Raw genomic sequence first — 14,965 nt, 5'->3', positions numbered from 1 at the left:
GACGACTAACGGTAGGTCAGCGCCGACGGCCGAAGCAGGCCGACTTCGCTTCGTGAACCTGCTCGAAGGTCATCGGTCCGACGGTCAGTGGCTGCCGCGGTCGAGAGTCGGCTCGCAGGCCGTCGAGCATGATCGAGAAGTAGCGTCGCCACACTTCGGGATGGACGGTTCTGGCGAAATCGGCGATCCAGTCGACCATGTGAATCGTGGCGAAAAAGTCCTGCGCCTCCGCGTCGGGGCGCAGTTCGCCGGCGTCACGGGCGCGATCGATCACCTTCGTCACCGCGGGTTCCATCCGCTCCCGCACGCACGCGAACCGAGTCTGTTGACCGTCGAGGGTCATGAGAACCTCACCGAGACCACGATTCTCGGCCATGTGGCGGCACATGTATTCGAAGAACTGCACGAGGCCCTGCCACGGGTCGGGATTGTCGAGTGCGAGCTCGGCCTGACCCGCCATGTCGTCGACATGCTTCTCGAAGACGCCTGCGATGAGGTCCTGCTTGTTGCTGAACCGTCGGTAGACGGTGCCGACCCCTACGCCTGCGTGTTCGGCGACGTCGTCCAGCGTGATTTCGAGACCACGCGTGGCGAAGAGTTCGCGCGCGGCTTCCAGAATTCGCTGCTGATTGCGTGCGGCATCCGCGCGTAGCGGGCGGGTAGCCGGAGCCGCGGGTGCCTTCGTGGTGATGGTGTTCACATCCCCATCTTAGCAAGTTTCCGAAATAAGTGGAGACATCGCCTCCGTTACGTGTTACGTTGTTTCGAGTAAGTGGAGGAACGACCTCCATCTAGTGATTCGAGGGGATCCATGACAACCAGCACAATCGAACCCCTGGAGCCGGCCGACGCCGATGTCGCCGCACCACAGGCTCGCGGACGGGGATCGCACGCTGCAAGGTGGTGGATTCTCGGTGTTCTCGCGCTCTCGCAATTGATGGTCGTGCTCGACGCGACCGTGGTGAACATCGCGCTCCCGGCAGCCCAGCGTTCGCTCGAATTCTCCGACGCCGATCGCCAGTGGGTGGTGACCGCATACGCACTCGCGTTCGGCAGCCTGCTGCTACTCGGTGGCCGGCTCAGTGACCTCTTCGGTCGCCGCACGACGTTCCTCATCGGACTGAGCGGTTTCGCCATCGCCTCCGCAGTTGGTGGCGCAGCAACCAGTTTCGAAATGCTCGTCGCAGCCCGCGCCGGCCAGGGCGTCTTCGGTGCGTTGCTCGCACCTGCAGCATTGTCGCTACTCACCGTGACGTTCACCGAACCCAAGGAACGCGCGAAGGCGTTCGGTGTCTTCGGTGCCATCGCAGGCGCAGGCGGCGCTATCGGCTTGCTGCTCGGCGGCATGCTCACCGAGTGGGCATCTTGGCGCTGGGCGATGTACGTCAACCTGATCTTCGCTGCCGTCGCAATCGTCGGTGCCGCACTTCTGCTTGCCAAGCACGTCACGACCGACCGGCCCAAGCTCGACATCCCGGGCACACTGACCGTGACGGCCGCACTCTTCAGCATCGTCTACGGCTTCTCGCAGGCCGAGTCGCAGGGCTGGGGCGACTCGTCGACAATCAGCTGGCTCGGCGCGGGCACCGTACTGCTAGCGGCGTTCGTTTACCTGCAGAGCCGTGTTGCGAATCCGCTGCTGCCGTTGCGAATTGTCTTGGACCGCACTCGCGGCGCTTCCTACCTCGCTGTATTCATCGTCGGCGCAGGCATGTTCGCGGTGTTCCTGTTCCTGACCTACTACATGCAGCTGATTCTCGGCTTCACTCCGATCATGACCGGCGTCGCCTTCCTCCCGATGGTCGCCGCGATGATCGCGTCGTCGGTCACGTCGTCGCAGGCCCTACTGCCTCGTTTCGGCGCTCGGGTCCTGATGACGGCCGGGCTGCTCATCGGTGCGCTCGGCATGGGTCTGCTCACGCAGATCGAGGTCGACAGCAGCTACGCGCTGCACATCCTCCCCGGCTTGGTCCTGATGGGCCTCGGTTTGGGTGCGTCGATGGCGACGGCTTTCCAGGGTGCGACGTCGGCTCTCGCTCACGAAGATGCGGGTGTCGCGTCGGCCATGGTCAACACCAGCCAGCAGGTCGGTGGCTCGATCGGTACCGCGCTGCTCAGCACGATCGCAGCATCGGCGGCCGCGAGCTTCGCTTCGGGCAAGGCGGTGAACGAGTTGACTGCTATGCAGGCCGCGGTGTCGAGCTACTCGGCGACCTTCTGGTGGGCGACGTTCATCTTCCTCGGTGGAGCGGTCCTGACGGCGGTGTTGCTGCCCAACGGCGTTCCAGAGCCGAGCGAAGGCGAACCGGTGATCGCGCACTGACTCGGTAGCACCTGCACGGTTAGCACCTGCACAGTCTGCCGGCCCCCATGACCACCCGGTCGTGGGGGCCGCTTCTGTTCGCGCAGCGCGGTTTTCAGCGAGCCGGTGCGCCGCCGGTGGTGCCCTCGACACTCCGCAGCATCATGTCTACCCAGGTTTTGACGAATTGTTCGTCCCCGACGTCGTGTGGTGCCAGCCCGAACAGCAGCGGTACCAACCGTGCCGACAGCAAGGCCCCGAGGCCGACGGAGGTGATGTCGGTTGCCCGATCGGCACTGATGTCTGCTTCGTCGGCAAGCCACGAAGCGAATCCCGAATAGATTCTGCGGACCATGTTGTGGACCGCACCGTCGAGTAGGTGTGGTCGTGTCCGCGTGTCGGTCGCGAGAATGCGCAGCAGGGTTTCTTCGTTGTCGAGTTCGGTCAACACGTACTTTGCGAGCAAGGTGAGCGCGACTCGCAGGTCACCCAATCCGGACATCAACTGCGTGATATCGCGGACCGCGTTGACGCGGTCGAGGTGGCGTTCGAGACCGGCCTCGAGGATCGATTCCTTCGTGCGGAAGTGGTGATAGATCCCACCTGCACCTGGCGTCAGGCCCGCAGCGGTCTCGATCTGGGTGATGGACGTGCCTCGAAAGCTGTTCTCGCTGAACAGTTCCATCGCCGCATCGAGGATGCGGTCGCGTGTCATAGTCGTCGCTGCCACGACCTAAGTGAACGCTGAAATTTACAAAGCGTCAACTTGTTGACACCCTCGCGGCTTAAGTGTTCACTGAGGAACAGCAAGTGGGTTCGTACGGTGAGGTGGAGGACGAACGATGACGGCAGCGGACGACGCTCGGGCGCACATACCGAAGCGCGGTCGAGTGGCCAGAGCGATGCCACTCGTGGGGCTCGCGGGGCGAACCGCGGGGGAGGCTGTCGTCGAGTCGATGCGCCGACGTCGTAAGAACGCCGAAGCCGGCCGACCGGACTACCGGGTCAAGGACGCCGACCGCTACGCAAACCACCTGGGACGCTCCAAGGGCGTGTTGATGAAAGCGGGCCAAATCCTGTCCTTCACTGCCATCGGCCCGACCGTCGGCGACGAGAACCAGAACGTCTATCAACGAGCGCTGGCACGACTGCAGGACAGTGCGCCGCCGATGCCATACGAGACAGCTGCCGGCGTGATCGAAGCGAACTTGGGCAAGCCCGTCGACGAGCTGTTCGCCGAATTCGATCCCGTTCCGGTCGGCGCGGCGTCGATCGGTCAGGTCCACGCCGCGCGCCTGGCCGACGGTCGCCGCGTTGCGGTCAAGGTCCAGTACCCCGGCGTCGACGAGGCGATTCGCGCCGATCTCGCCAACACCGAACTGCTCGCCACGTTCTTTCAGATGGCGAAAGGTCTACAACCCGCACTGGCGCGACTCGACATCAAGGCACTGTCACAAGAGGTCACCGCACGCATCGGTGAAGAGATCGACTATCTCGTCGAGGCTGCCAATCAGACCGCATTCGTGGACGGCTATCGGGGTCATCCGTTCATCCGAATTCCCGAGGTCGTACCGGAGCTGACCACAAGCCAAGTTCTCACCATGGACTTCGTCGAAGGTCGACGTTTTGCCGAAGCCCTCACCGCCCCACAGGAACTGCGCGACCTATGGGGCGAGACGATCTCTCGCTTCGCTATGGGCAGCCTGCGGACCATCGGCCTCTTCAACGCGGACCCGCATCCGGGCAACTACCTGTTTCACGACGACGGCGGCGTCACGTTCATCGATTTCGGCTGCGTGAAGCGGTTCACCGAGGACAAGGTCACACTCGTCAAGAGGTCGTTGAACGCGGCCGTCGAGGACGACGTCCCAGCGCTGATCCTCGCCCTTCGCGACATGGGAATCGTCGTCGACGGCGAGCTGCCGGAACCACGCGAGATCGCGGACTTCTACAGGTGTGGTCTGGAGATGCTGACGGGTCCGCAGCCGTTCACGTACTCGACTGCGTTCGCGGCAGGCGTTGTCCAGGACAAGTTTTCGCCGGTCGGCCCGTACGGCCACGTGCTGAGAAAGGTCTCGCTCGATCCGGACTTCACGATGCTCACCCGTATCGATCTCGGCGTCACCGCCGTGCTCGGAGCGCTCGAATGCACCGGACCGTGGGAGGCGATCCGGCAGGAATGGGATAACAACGGTCCGGCGGCGACGCCCATGGGCGAGTTGGACATTGCGCACTGGGGAGCGAAGCGATGACGACTTCGATTGCAGGACAGTCTATTGCAGGACAGTCGGTTCGGTACGACGACGAGTACGGTGTGTACTTCGTCGACGGCTACGACGAGGTCTCCGCAGTGCTACGAGGCTCCGGTTGGAGCAGTGATCCGCGGCGTAACCCATTGGCACCGGCCGAGATTCGCGATCTGCCGCAGACCGCCCTCATTTTCATGGATCCACCCGACCACACCCGGCTGCGCAGGATCGTGGGCCCCGTGTTCACGCCGAGGTCGATCGAACGAATCCGGCCGAGGGTCGCATCGATTGTCGAGGCAGCGCTGGACGGTCTCGACGAATCTGCCGAGTTGGTCAGCGAATTCGCGTACGTCGTCCCGCTCGCCGTGATCGCCGAGTTGCTCGACGTCGGAGCCGAAGGCGCCGAACTGTTCGCCGATCTGACCCCCGATCTGGTCAAGATGCTCGAACTCGACGCTACGCCAGAGGATCTGGTCGCCAGCGTCGACGCATCGGTCGAGCTGATGCTCGAACTCACACCGATACTCGCCGACCGCAAACAACATCCGGGCGACGACTTCATCAGCGCACTGCTGGCGCAGGACGGCATCACCGTCGACGAGGTCCTCGGTACCTGCCTGCTCCTGCTGGCGGCCGGGCACGAGACAACGGCGAATCTGATCGCCAACGGAACCAGAGCGCTGGTGCAGAACCCGGCTCACGTTCGGCAGCTCGCACACGATCCGGTCAACGCTGTCGAGGAACTGCTCCGTGTCGAAGGGCCGGTGAAAATGGCAGGCCGGACCGCGCTCGAGGACGTCGAACTCGGCGGAGTGACGATTCCCGCAGGCAGTTTCGTATTGCTGCAGCTGGACAGGGCAAACGTGGACCCGCGTCGATTCGACGATCCGCTGCGGCTCGACCTCGGCCGAAAGTCACACGGTCACTTGGCATTCGGCTCCGGACCGCACTTCTGTCTCGGTGCTGCGCTGAGTCGCATGGAGACCGCGGAGGCGCTGACTCGGCTGTTCGCGCGCCATCCAGACCTGGAGCTTGCAGACGAAGAGCCGAGCTGGCGGGTATCCAACACGTTCCGAGCGCTCACCGAATTGCACGTCAGGGCGCTACGCGCCTCGTGAGTCCTTTCGGAGGGCGGGACCTCCGAAAGGACTCACGAGCGGCGTAGCCGCCTCCCACGTCGGCGGGGTATACCTGGTCCCGTGGAAATCATGCCGATGTTTCCCCTCGGGGCCGCGCTACTACCTGGTGAACGGCTACCCCTGCAGATCTTCGAACCTCGCTACGTCGCGATGATCCAGGCGTGCCTCGCTGCGCCGCAGCCGCGCTTCGGGGTCGTGCTCATCACCCGCGGGCGTGAAGTCGGCGGAGGTGACGAGCGCGCTCTCGTCGGGACGGCAGCGCTGATCGGGTCCTGCGTCGAGCTACCGGATGGTCGGTTCGGAATCATTGCCGTCGGTGAGCAGCGATTGCGCATCGTCCGGTGGCTGCTCGACGATCCTTACCCGCGGGCGGAAGTGGAATTCTGGCCCGACGAGCCGGACGGGGATCCAGCCGCCGCCCTCGCACGAGTCGGCGAGTTGACCGACGAACTGGAAGCGAGCTGGCACGATCTCGCTGCGAAATCCGGTGCGCCAGTGCCGACATTTGCCGACCCCCCATTGGTATCGGAACCGACACCACGTTCGTTCGCACTGGCATCCGGCCTGCCGATCGGCGAGTCCGACAGACAGAAGGTGCTCTCGGCTGCGGGGCCGACGACAAGATTGCACGTACTGGCCGATGCGCTCTCCGACGTCATTGCGGTCTTGCAGTTTCGACTGCTGTAAGGCTGGGCCTTCGGTCCGCGCGCGGTCTAACATAAACGGGTGCGGCGTTGGGGCTCGTCGTTTTTCAACCGCGGTTCCCGCCGCTAACGGTCCCTACTCGAGTAGGCCCGCGTTACCGGGTGGAGTAGGAGTACATGTATGCAGAAGCAGGATCTGGCCGTCCTCGGAGCGATTGCCGTCGGGGGTGGAATCGGAGCGGTCTCTCGGTACGGCGTCGGACATCTGCTGCCGCCCGTCCCCGGTCACATCCCGTGGTCGACGTTGCTGATCAACACCACCGGTTGTTTGCTGATCGGTGTGCTGATGGTGCTGATCACCGAAGTGTGGACCGTTCATCGATTGGTCCGCCCGTTCTTCGGAGTCGGTATTCTCGGTGGCTTCACCACGTTCTCGACCTATGCAGTCGAGGTTCACACGTTGTTCGACACGGCGGATGTCGTATTGCCTCTGGTGTACCTGTTCGGCACGGTCCTCGCAGCGGTGACTGCGGTCATGGCCGGAATGGCGGCAACGCGAGCGATCAGCGGGGTCGGTTCGAAAAGCGGTGATCGGGTATGACAGCAGCGTTGGTTGTTGTCGGAGCAATGGTCGGAGCACCTGTCCGCTATTTGATCGACAAGGAAGTACAAGCTCGCCGTGACACCCTGTTTCCATGGGGAACGTTGACGGTCAATCTGATCGGGTGCGCGATCCTCGGTGGTCTGGTCGGAGCGAGCGTGACAAGTTCGGTGATGGCATTGGCAGGAATAGGATTCTGTGGTGCGCTGACGACCTACAGCACCTTCGGTTACGAGACGGTGCGGCTGATCGAAGCCCGCGCCTACCGTTTTGCCCTTGCGAATGTGACAGTCAGCCTGGCTGCCGGGCTCGCAGCGGCGATCGCAGGTTCCGCGGCGACGAAATGGCTACTGACGTGATCGAATACAGAGCGAGTACGCGGCAACGCGCCCACGGAAGAGGAGAGTCATAGTGGCCCACGATCGAGCCGGTCAACCGGCGCGGCCGGAGGACCTGGAGGATTTGTCGCACCTGGTGACGGCGTTCTACAGCCGAGTACCGGATCCGTCGAATCCCGCGCAACAGGTGGTATTCGGAACCTCGGGTCATCGAGGCTCGAGTTTGGATGGTGCATTCAACGAAGCGCACATCCTCGCGATCACACAGGCGATCGCCGACTATCGAGCCAGTCAGCACATCACCGGACCGCTGTTCCTCGGTCGCGACACACACGCGCTGTCGGAGCCGGCCTGGACGACCGCGCTGGAGGTGCTCGCAGCGAACGGCGTGACGGTTGCAATCGATTCGCGCGGCGGTTACACGCCGACGCCGGCGGTGAGTCACGCGATTCTGCGGTTCAACAGTTCGGGCGCCATGGCGCAGGCCGACGGCATCGTCGTCACGCCGTCGCACAATCCGCCCCGCGACGGTGGCTTCAAGTACAACGCACCGCACGGCGGTCCCGCCGATTCGACAGCGACCGACGCGATTGCTGCGCGCGCGAACGAGCTGTTGTTCAACGGTCTCGAAGGAGTGCAACGCGTGACTCTCGCGCAGGCACTCGACACGGCGGTCGAGCAGTACGACTACCTCGACATCTACATCGACGATCTGCCCAACGTCCTGAACCTCGACGCGATCCGTGGCGCTGGAATCAGCATCGGCGCCGACCCGCTCGGCGGTGCGAGCGTGCACTACTGGGGTGAGATCGGCGAGCGGCACGACCTGGATCTGACGGTGGTCAACCCTGCCGTCGATGCGACGTTCCGCTTCATGACGCTCGACACCGACGGCCAGATCCGGATGGACTGCTCGTCACCCAATGCGATGGCGTCGCTCATTGCAGCGAAGAATGCCTACGACATCTCGACGGGTAACGACGCCGATGCCGATCGGCACGGCATCGTCACACCCGACGGCGGCTTGATGAACCCGAACCACTACCTCGCGGTTGCAATCGATTACCTGATCGCAAACCGAATCGGCTGGGATGCGTTGAGCAAGGTCGGCAAGACCGTGGTCACGTCGTCGATGGTCGACCGAGTTGTCTCCGTGCTCGGCCGCGGTCTCTACGAGGTGCCGGTCGGATTCAAATGGTTCGTACCCGGATTGTTCAACGGCAGCTTGGCATTCGGCGGTGAGGAAAGCGCAGGTGCGTCGTTCCTGCGTATGGACGGCGGTGTGTGGTCGACCGACAAGGACGGCATCGTTCTAGCACTGCTGGCCTCGGAAATCGCCGCAGTCACGGGCCAAAGCCCGTCGTCGCGTTATGCCGAGCTCGAAAAGCGTTACGGCAGTCCCGCATACGCACGCATCGATGCGCCCGCGACTCGGGACCAGAAGGCGGTACTCGCGAAGCTCTCGTCGGATCAGGTGAAAGCTACTGACCTCGCAGGGGAGAAGATCACCACGATCCTCTCGCACGCTCCCGGCAACGGCGCGGCCATCGGCGGCATCAAAGTGATGACGGAGAACGCATGGTTCGCCGCGCGGCCGTCCGGAACCGAGGACAAGTACAAGATCTACGCCGAGTCGTTCAAGGGACCCGACCATCTCGCGCAAGTTCAGGATGCCGCAAAGGAATTGGTGACCGAGGCGCTTGCAGCCGGTGAGTGAGCCCGGTCCCGTTTCGGACGAGGCTGGAGGGTTTCAGGGCGGCGATGCCGGCGCGGGTCCGCGATCGCAGCGGCTGCCCGCCGAGATCTGGGTGATCGTCACCGCCAGCTTCGTCATCGCGCTCGGATTCGGCATCGTCGCACCGGCACTGCCGGAGTATGCGCGCAGCTTCGGCGTCGGTCCGGCGGCTGCGTCGGGGATCATCAGCGCATTCGCCTTGATGCGCTTGATCTTTGCCCCTGCGAGCGGGCGACTGGTGCAACGACGTGGCGAACGGCCGATCTATCTGATCGGTCTTCTCGTCGTTGCCGTGTCCACCGGCGCATGCGCGTTCGCGCAGGAGTACTGGCAGCTGCTTGTATTCCGCTCTTTCGGCGGCATCGGCTCGACGATGTTCACGATTTCGTCGCTCGGGTTGGTCATCCGAATCTCGCCGCCGCACATGCGCGGACGAGTATCCGGGCTGTATGCGACGAGCTTTCTGTTCGGCGCCATCTCGGGTCCGTTGGTCGGTAGTGCGTTGCTCGGCTTCGGTTTACGCGTCCCGTTCGCGATCTATTCGGTCGCGTTGCTGATCGCCGCGGCGGTCGTCTACTTCGCGCTGCGCGATTCCACGCTTGCGACTCCTGCGGCCGCTGCAGATGCTCCGACGATGACGCTGCGGGACGGGTTGGCGAAGGTCGCGTACCGGGCCGCGTTGTGGGCCAGCTTCGTTCAGGGTTGGGCGGTGATGGGCGTTCGCTTCGCCGTCATTCCGCTGTTCGTCGTCGAGGCGTTGCATCGGGACGTGAAGATCGCCGGGTTTGCTTTGACGGCGTTCGCGGTTGGCGATGCGTTGGTTCTCATTCCGGCGGGTCGGTTGTCGGACCGCTACGGACGCAAGCCCTTCCTCGTCCTCGGCTCGATGATCAGCGGCAGTGCAACCATCGGAATGGGTGTCTCGGAATCGATCTGGGTGTTTCTGCTGACGGGTTTCGTCGCCGGTGTCGGAGTCGGACTCACGCTGCCGTCGCAGCAGGCCGCGATCGCCGACATCATCGGATCGAAGGTGAGAGGCGGACCGGTGCTCGCCGCCGTCCAAATGGTCACCGACGTCGGCGTTGTCGTCGGACCGATCGTTGCGGGTCTGTTGGCCGAGGTGCTGTCGTATCAGGTCGCATTCGCGGTGACGGGCGCGTTGATGCTTGCGGCGGCCCTGTTCTGGTCGGTGTCGCCGGAGACGTCGTCGAGAGTTGTCGCCAAGTCCTCGAAAGGGTCAGCCGGGGATGCCGATTCCGATAAGTGAGCCGATAGCGTAGGTTGCGCCGATGGCGATTGCGCCGAACAGCAACTGCCGCAACGCCCCTCGTATCGTCGACTGTGCGGTGAAGCGCGCAGCGAGTGCGCCTGCGAGTATCAGGCCTATGCCGCCGACAACGAGTCCCGCTGTGAGCGAGGCGAAGCCGAGCAAATAGGGGAGTAGCGGAAACACCGCGCCGATCGAAAACATCGCGAACGACGATCCCGCTGCGACCAACGGTGACGGTTTGTCGCTCGGATCCAAGCCGAGTTCTTGACTGACGTGGATATCGAGCGCTCGTTCGGGGTCGGCGTGCACTTCTGCGGCCGCCGAACGAGCGGTGTCCTCGCTCATGCCCATCCCGACGAACATGTCGACCAATTCGGCGAGCTCGGCATCGGGGTGCCTGCGCAATGCGTTCTTCTCGACCGACACCTCCGCGTCGAGTTGCTCGTTCTGCGTTGTGACTGAGGTGTATTCACCGAGCGCCATCGAGAACGCGCCCGATACCAAACCCGCAACGCCGCCGAGCACGATGGTGTGCGAGGCCACGCCCGCGCCGCCGATACCGGCAATGAGCGAAGTGTTGCTGACAAGGCCGTCCATCGCGCCGAACGTAGCGGCGCGCAGCCACCCACCTGAGACGTCGGAATGCTTGTGGTCGAACTCGTGCGGTAACGAATCGTCTGCGGACGGGGCGTCGGTCACAGGCGCTGAATCTACGCGCAACCTTCTCGATGGGGATTCTCAGTGCCGGCTCAGACCGAAATGGCAGAGTAGGGCGGACGTTGATGTGCAGAAGAGAGAAAGTGAAGGACTTCCGGTGAACGCCAAGCCGAAGGCTAAAGCCAGCTCGAAGTACACGCCGAAACCGACGTCGAGCGCGCCGACCTACATTCTCGGCGGCATCGCGCTCGTCGTGATCGCGATTGTCGTGATCGGCGGCGTGATCTGGCAGAACAATCGCGACAAGCCGCGCAACGAGGGCTACGGCACCGTCAACAATGCCGCGGTGCAGGTCCAGATCCAAGACCAGGGTGCAGTGCGTCTCGGACGTCCCGACGCTGCTGTCACGGTCGATCTGTTCGAAGACGCGATGTGCCCCGGTTGCCAGCAATTCGAGCACCTCTTCGGTCAGGAAATGGCCCAAGCGATCGACGACGGCAAGCTGGCGATTCGATACCACATGCTCGACGGGCTCAATCAGCTGTCAGCGAGTGGCGACTACTCCACCCGCGCAGCAGCCGCCACCCGGTGCGTCGCTGAAACTGGAAATGCGATCGCGTACAACAAGTTCCATGTCGCGCTTTACGCAGACGAGAACAAGCCCGAAGAGAAGGGCAAGACCGACCTCTCCAATGAGCAGCTCGCTCAGCTCGCGAAAGACGCTGGGATCGCGGACGCCGGCGTGCAGTGCGTTGCGAGCGGAGCGAAGGCACAGGAAGCTGCCGACGGCGCCAATCGAAGCCGTGAGGTGATGGCGGCGGCCGGAGCCAAGGTCACACCGACTGCTCTGCTCGACGGCAAGATCGTCGACACCGCGAAGGCCGACTGGATCGAGAAGCTGGGCTGATCACAGGAGATGGCTCGGCTGCTCGACGTATCAGGCAGCACCGTTTCGGGTCGGCGTGCACTCAGCTGAGCGCACACCGACCCGAACGGGTGCACAGTGACGAGGGTCCAGCTCGGGATTTGTTGACCGAAGTGCCGATGGTGTAACTTCGGTCGAGCGGTCAGGCAACCGATCGTGAAGCACGGGGCTATGGCGCAGCTGGTAGCGCACCACACTGGCAGTGTGGGGGTCAGGGGTTCGAGTCCCCTTAGCTCCACAGAAGAAGGCCGTTGAATCTCATTGAGGTTCAACGGCTTTCTTGTGAATGCAGGGTTTAGGTATGGCGGGTCCGGGGTTTACCTGGCGAGGAGGGCCAACCGACGCATTTCGGCGCGGTAGAGGCTCGGATCGATCTCTCCCTCGACGAGTTGGCGTTGCAACAATCCCTCAGCGACTTCGAGCTCGGGCGCGTGCGCTACGGCGAGTCCAGCGGATGGGTGCCGCAGCATGGCCTCGGCTCGTCGGCGAGAACGCTCTCGCTTCGACTGCGCACGGTGTCGTGTCAATTCGGTCAGCGTGGGGATCATCATCTGGGCTCCTCCGCGAAGTCGCGCGTCGTTGCAACAACTGCTTGCAATTGTTAACGCCCGCGGGTGGCCAGGTCTTCCCCGAATGAATGTTGTGTTCGTCACATCAGGCAGGGGGTGTGATGTGGCTAACCGTGGTTGTGGTCGGGGTGGTCGCTGACCAGCGCGGATTGACGCTCATCGATGATGCCGACCCGCAGCAGGTCCGCCGCGGCCAGGGCGTCCTCCAGTGCCACCGCCCATGATCGCCAGTACGGCCGGTCGGGAGATTCCGCGATGCGGGTGATCAGTCCATCGCGAAAGCGCGACCATTGGATCGTTCTCGACTCTGTCAACGCAAGCACAACGCCGAACGCGCGCTGCTGCCACGGAGCATCGAAAACGAGTTCGCCGTTCGATCGTGGCGGTGCCGCCGGACCCGTCACGTCGACAGGGATCGCACCGTTCATCGGCCAGGGTCGTGCGCGACTGCAACGCCGATCATCGAATCGCGGGTAACCAGCTCTGCCAGTTCGCCTTCCGTCATGTCGCCGGTGCCCGACGGGCGCATCGGGAGGACAAGATAACGCGTCTCGGCGCTGCTGTCCCACACGCGCACTGCAACATCGGCAGATACCGCGAGACCCATCTCGGTGAGAACTGCACGCGGCGTAGCGACCATACGAGATCGGTACTCCGCCGATTTGTACCAGCCTGGCGGCAGCCCGAGCACAGCCCACGGATAGCAGGAACACAGCGTGCACACAACGACGTTGTGGACCGACGACGTGTTCTCGACGACCGTCAGATGCGCAGCTTCGGGACCGCCGAAGCCGAGCTCGGCGATCGCTTTGGTTCCGTTGGCCAAGAGTCGTTTTCGATACTCGTCGTCGATCCAGGCACGCGCGACGACCTTCGCACCGTTGAGTGGTCCGTAGTTGACCGTGAAATGATCGATCACTCGATCGACCGCCGCTCTGTCGAGTAGACCTTTCTCGGCGAGCAGTTCTTCCAACGCCTCTACGCGGGCGGTGATGTGGGCGTCGTCGGTGCTCACGCGTCCTCCAGATACGGCTCGTAGAGCTCGATGAGCACGCTTGTATCCGCTTCGGCAGCCTCACCCCAGATTTCTCGCCCGGTGAACTCGACTGTGTACAAATGTTGTGCCCGCTCGCGTCGGCCGACCGCCCGAGCATCGGGGAACGCGGCGGAACCGAAATGAGCGACGACGACGCCGACCTTGCCCGTCACGTAGCCGGGCTGACGCGTATGCCCGTCGCGTCGCGCGCGGACCCGAACCGCGGCACCGACAGCGAATTCCGGTTTGTGTCGACTCAGTGGTGCTGCGGCGAACGGGCGGGGAGAACGTACATGCGGATCCACGCGGGCACGGTGGGGCGGGTCGAGGAGCGCGGTGCCAGGGCGGTCGACGTCGACTGGCGGATTACGCACACGTGCGTCGATCTCCCCGGCTCTCAGGTGTTTGTCGCGGACGAGGCCGTTCTCCAATGCGGCGAGCCAACGCCCGAAGTAGGACGGCAGATACTGCTCGCGTGGGAGTTGCTCCATGTCGGATCGGAACTCGTCGACGGTCTTGCGCTGTGCCGTCAAGTGAATCGACACGATGCCGAAGACCCGCTCCTCCCATCGCTGGTGGAACGGCTGCTCGTCGGCATCGTGGGGAACAGGTCCGAAGTGTTCGGCGCGACCGCCGAGATCGTGGATCTCGGGCATCGTCACACTGTATTCCGTCCGGACGCGACCGGCGGGTGATTCAGCGGCCGCAGAGCCGCCGTCATGTCAACTTTCGCTGAGGCGATTCTCGCCGAGCGAGTGGACGAATTTGGGTCCTACGAGCGCGAGCTCTCGGCGGTACGCCTCGGCCCATTCGCCGTAGGGCTGGTAGGCGAGGCGCTCGTTCTTGAATCGTTCGTCCTCGGATATCTCGGTCGCGCAGAACGCAGGAATCTGCAGGTCGACGACGGGTCCGCTGCGTTCGACCTCGGCGACGACGAGCGGCGCGTTGGTACCGAGGAACCGATCGAGGATCCAGCCGTCCTCGTCGATCCACAGCGAGTATCGAACCTTCGCGATGACGTGCTCGGCGCGGCGCACGATTTGTCCGGCGACGAGTCCGTCGAGTTCGCGTTCGGCTTCGTACCGTGTGCCACCGATGGCAGGTCCTTTCGCGGCCATGGTTCCGAATGCCGTTTCTCCTAGCGCGTCGACGAGGTCGCCGGTAGTCTCCGGTAGCTCGGCCGGTGCGGGGCCCTGCACTCTGACGCGAACCGCATAGCCGTCCGCCGCGAACAGGTAGGCCTGCACGATCAACGCGGGAGTTGGGTCGGCGGCCGCCGAACTCGGGAGTTCGTGTACGAAGAACTTGCGCTCGAACTCGAAGTCGCCGAAACCTGTGTCAGACATAGCCAGACCGTAGTACGTGGGGCGATCGGTATGCCGTAGGGCACTCCGTGCTCGTGAGTCTTTTCGGCGGGCGGGAGCGCCGAAAAGACTCACGAGCGGCGGAGCCGCCTACCGTGCAAATTCGAACGGGACGAATTGCACGAAACCGTCCGGC

At 63.5% G+C, this 14,965-nt stretch carries 17 protein-coding genes and 1 tRNA gene; 10 read left to right on the top strand and 8 right to left on the bottom strand.

Annotated elements, in window-relative coordinates:
* Window positions 1–16: 16 nt before the first annotated feature.
* Window positions 17–700 carry a TetR/AcrR family transcriptional regulator gene (locus tag JGU71_RS05190; RefSeq protein ID WP_307829503.1) on the bottom strand — a complete coding sequence of 228 codons (684 nt, stop codon included), beginning with the start codon at window positions 698–700 and terminating at the stop codon, window positions 17–19.
* A 111-nt stretch (window positions 701–811) separates the two neighbouring features.
* Between JGU71_RS05190 and JGU71_RS05185 the strand changes: the two genes are divergently transcribed.
* A complete protein-coding gene (locus tag JGU71_RS05185; protein WP_199702989.1) occupies window positions 812–2,323 on the top strand; it encodes an MFS transporter in 1,512 nt (503 codons plus the stop codon).
* Between the two features lie 94 nt (window positions 2,324–2,417).
* Here the strand turns inward: JGU71_RS05185 and JGU71_RS05180 are convergent, their stop codons facing one another.
* Window positions 2,418–3,032 (bottom strand): TetR/AcrR family transcriptional regulator, encoded by a 615-nt coding sequence (locus JGU71_RS05180; protein WP_199702988.1) that lies wholly within the window; start codon window positions 3,030–3,032, stop codon window positions 2,418–2,420.
* Between the two features lie 112 nt (window positions 3,033–3,144).
* Between JGU71_RS05180 and JGU71_RS05175 the strand changes: the two genes are divergently transcribed.
* From JGU71_RS05175 to JGU71_RS05145, 7 genes are all read left to right on the top strand, one after another.
* A complete protein-coding gene (locus JGU71_RS05175; protein WP_199702987.1) occupies window positions 3,145–4,554 on the top strand; it encodes an ABC1 kinase family protein in 1,410 nt (469 codons plus the stop codon).
* Window positions 4,551–5,669 carry a cytochrome P450 gene (locus JGU71_RS05170; protein ID WP_199702986.1) on the top strand — a complete coding sequence of 373 codons (1,119 nt, stop codon included), beginning with the start codon at window positions 4,551–4,553 and terminating at the stop codon, window positions 5,667–5,669. The genes JGU71_RS05175 and JGU71_RS05170 overlap by 4 nt, the downstream gene beginning before the upstream one ends.
* 90 nt (window positions 5,670–5,759) lie before the next feature.
* Complete coding sequence (locus JGU71_RS05165) at window positions 5,760–6,377, top strand: LON peptidase substrate-binding domain-containing protein (protein WP_233528787.1); 618 nt, start codon at window positions 5,760–5,762, stop codon at window positions 6,375–6,377.
* A gap of 138 nt (window positions 6,378–6,515) precedes the next feature.
* Window positions 6,516–6,935, top strand: coding sequence for a fluoride efflux transporter CrcB (gene crcB, locus JGU71_RS05160; protein ID WP_199702985.1), 420 nt, complete (start codon window positions 6,516–6,518; stop codon window positions 6,933–6,935).
* The gene (crcB, locus tag JGU71_RS05155; RefSeq protein WP_199702984.1) at window positions 6,932–7,294 is read left to right on the top strand and encodes a fluoride efflux transporter CrcB; all 363 of its coding nucleotides are present in this window, start codon (window positions 6,932–6,934) and stop codon (window positions 7,292–7,294) included. The genes crcB (JGU71_RS05160) and crcB (JGU71_RS05155) overlap by 4 nt, the downstream gene beginning before the upstream one ends.
* A 52-nt stretch (window positions 7,295–7,346) precedes the next feature.
* Window positions 7,347–8,990, top strand: coding sequence for a phosphoglucomutase (alpha-D-glucose-1,6-bisphosphate-dependent) (gene pgm / locus JGU71_RS05150; protein WP_199702983.1), 1,644 nt, complete (start codon window positions 7,347–7,349; stop codon window positions 8,988–8,990).
* A 73-nt stretch (window positions 8,991–9,063) separates the two neighbouring features.
* Window positions 9,064–10,275, top strand: a complete 1,212-nt coding sequence (locus JGU71_RS05145; RefSeq protein ID WP_233528851.1) for an MFS transporter — start codon at window positions 9,064–9,066, stop codon at window positions 10,273–10,275.
* Here the strand turns inward: JGU71_RS05145 and JGU71_RS05140 are convergent.
* The gene (locus tag JGU71_RS05140; protein ID WP_307829502.1) at window positions 10,246–10,977 is read right to left on the bottom strand and encodes a VIT1/CCC1 transporter family protein; all 732 of its coding nucleotides are present in this window, start codon (window positions 10,975–10,977) and stop codon (window positions 10,246–10,248) included. The genes JGU71_RS05145 and JGU71_RS05140 overlap by 30 nt on opposite strands.
* Before the next feature lie 115 nt (window positions 10,978–11,092).
* Here JGU71_RS05140 and JGU71_RS05135 point away from each other — a divergent pair, with 115 nt between their 5' ends.
* Together JGU71_RS05135 and JGU71_RS05130 are read left to right on the top strand one after the other, a co-directional pair.
* The gene (locus JGU71_RS05135; protein ID WP_307829501.1) at window positions 11,093–11,842 is read left to right on the top strand and encodes a DsbA family protein; all 750 of its coding nucleotides are present in this window, start codon (window positions 11,093–11,095) and stop codon (window positions 11,840–11,842) included.
* A 183-nt stretch (window positions 11,843–12,025) separates the two neighbouring features.
* Window positions 12,026–12,098 (top strand) — tRNA-Ala (locus JGU71_RS05130).
* Between the two features lie 79 nt (window positions 12,099–12,177).
* Here the strand turns inward: JGU71_RS05130 and JGU71_RS05125 are convergent.
* The 5 genes from JGU71_RS05125 to JGU71_RS05105 all read right to left on the bottom strand — a co-directional run bounded on the left by JGU71_RS05125 (window position 12,178) and on the right by JGU71_RS05105 (window position 14,811).
* Window positions 12,178–12,411: a hypothetical protein gene (locus JGU71_RS05125; protein WP_199702980.1), complete on the bottom strand. Its 234-nt coding sequence runs from the start codon at window positions 12,409–12,411 to the stop codon at window positions 12,178–12,180.
* Window positions 12,412–12,536: 125 nt separating this feature from the next.
* Window positions 12,537–12,857, bottom strand: a complete 321-nt coding sequence (locus JGU71_RS05120; protein WP_199702979.1) for an SH3-like domain-containing protein — start codon at window positions 12,855–12,857, stop codon at window positions 12,537–12,539.
* Window positions 12,854–13,444, bottom strand: coding sequence for a nitrile hydratase subunit alpha (gene nthA, locus JGU71_RS05115; RefSeq protein ID WP_199702978.1), 591 nt, complete (start codon window positions 13,442–13,444; stop codon window positions 12,854–12,856). Before nthA ends, JGU71_RS05120 begins: the two co-directional genes overlap by 4 nt.
* Complete coding sequence (gene nthB, locus JGU71_RS05110) at window positions 13,441–14,121, bottom strand: nitrile hydratase subunit beta (RefSeq protein WP_199702977.1); 681 nt, start codon at window positions 14,119–14,121, stop codon at window positions 13,441–13,443. Before nthB ends, nthA begins: the two co-directional genes overlap by 4 nt.
* Before the next feature lie 66 nt (window positions 14,122–14,187).
* Window positions 14,188–14,811: a CYTH domain-containing protein gene (locus tag JGU71_RS05105; RefSeq protein WP_199702976.1), complete on the bottom strand. Its 624-nt coding sequence runs from the start codon at window positions 14,809–14,811 to the stop codon at window positions 14,188–14,190.
* Window positions 14,812–14,965: the final 154 nt, after the last annotated feature.

Origin of the sequence: Antrihabitans stalagmiti (assembly GCF_016482825.1) — a bacterium.
GTDB classification, from domain to species: Bacteria; Actinomycetota; Actinomycetes; order Mycobacteriales; family Mycobacteriaceae; genus Antrihabitans; species Antrihabitans stalagmiti.
The sequence above is the reverse complement of the archived record's forward strand: the minus strand, read 5'-3'. Positions and strand labels throughout refer to the sequence as shown.

What these genes read in the sequence shown, in the direction of transcription:
- JGU71_RS05185 (WP_199702989.1), top strand. Translation starts at nt 812, where the DNA reads ATGACAACCAGCACAATCGAACCCCTGGAGCCGGCCGACGCCGATGTC.
- JGU71_RS05175 (WP_199702987.1), top strand. Translation starts at nt 3,145, where the DNA reads ATGACGGCAGCGGACGACGCTCGGGCGCACATACCGAAGCGCGGTCGA.
- JGU71_RS05170 (WP_199702986.1), top strand. Translation starts at nt 4,551, where the DNA reads ATGACGACTTCGATTGCAGGACAGTCTATTGCAGGACAGTCGGTTCGG.
- JGU71_RS05165 (WP_233528787.1), top strand. Translation starts at nt 5,760, where the DNA reads ATGCCGATGTTTCCCCTCGGGGCCGCGCTACTACCTGGTGAACGGCTA.
- crcB (WP_199702985.1), top strand. Translation starts at nt 6,516, where the DNA reads ATGCAGAAGCAGGATCTGGCCGTCCTCGGAGCGATTGCCGTCGGGGGT.
- crcB (WP_199702984.1), top strand. Translation starts at nt 6,932, where the DNA reads ATGACAGCAGCGTTGGTTGTTGTCGGAGCAATGGTCGGAGCACCTGTC.
- JGU71_RS05125 (WP_199702980.1), bottom strand. Translation starts at nt 12,411, where the DNA reads ATGATGATCCCCACGCTGACCGAATTGACACGACACCGTGCGCAGTCG.
- JGU71_RS05120 (WP_199702979.1), bottom strand. Translation starts at nt 12,857, where the DNA reads ATGAACGGTGCGATCCCTGTCGACGTGACGGGTCCGGCGGCACCGCCA.
- nthB (WP_199702977.1), bottom strand. Translation starts at nt 14,121, where the DNA reads ATGCCCGAGATCCACGATCTCGGCGGTCGCGCCGAACACTTCGGACCT.
- JGU71_RS05105 (WP_199702976.1), bottom strand. Translation starts at nt 14,811, where the DNA reads ATGTCTGACACAGGTTTCGGCGACTTCGAGTTCGAGCGCAAGTTCTTC.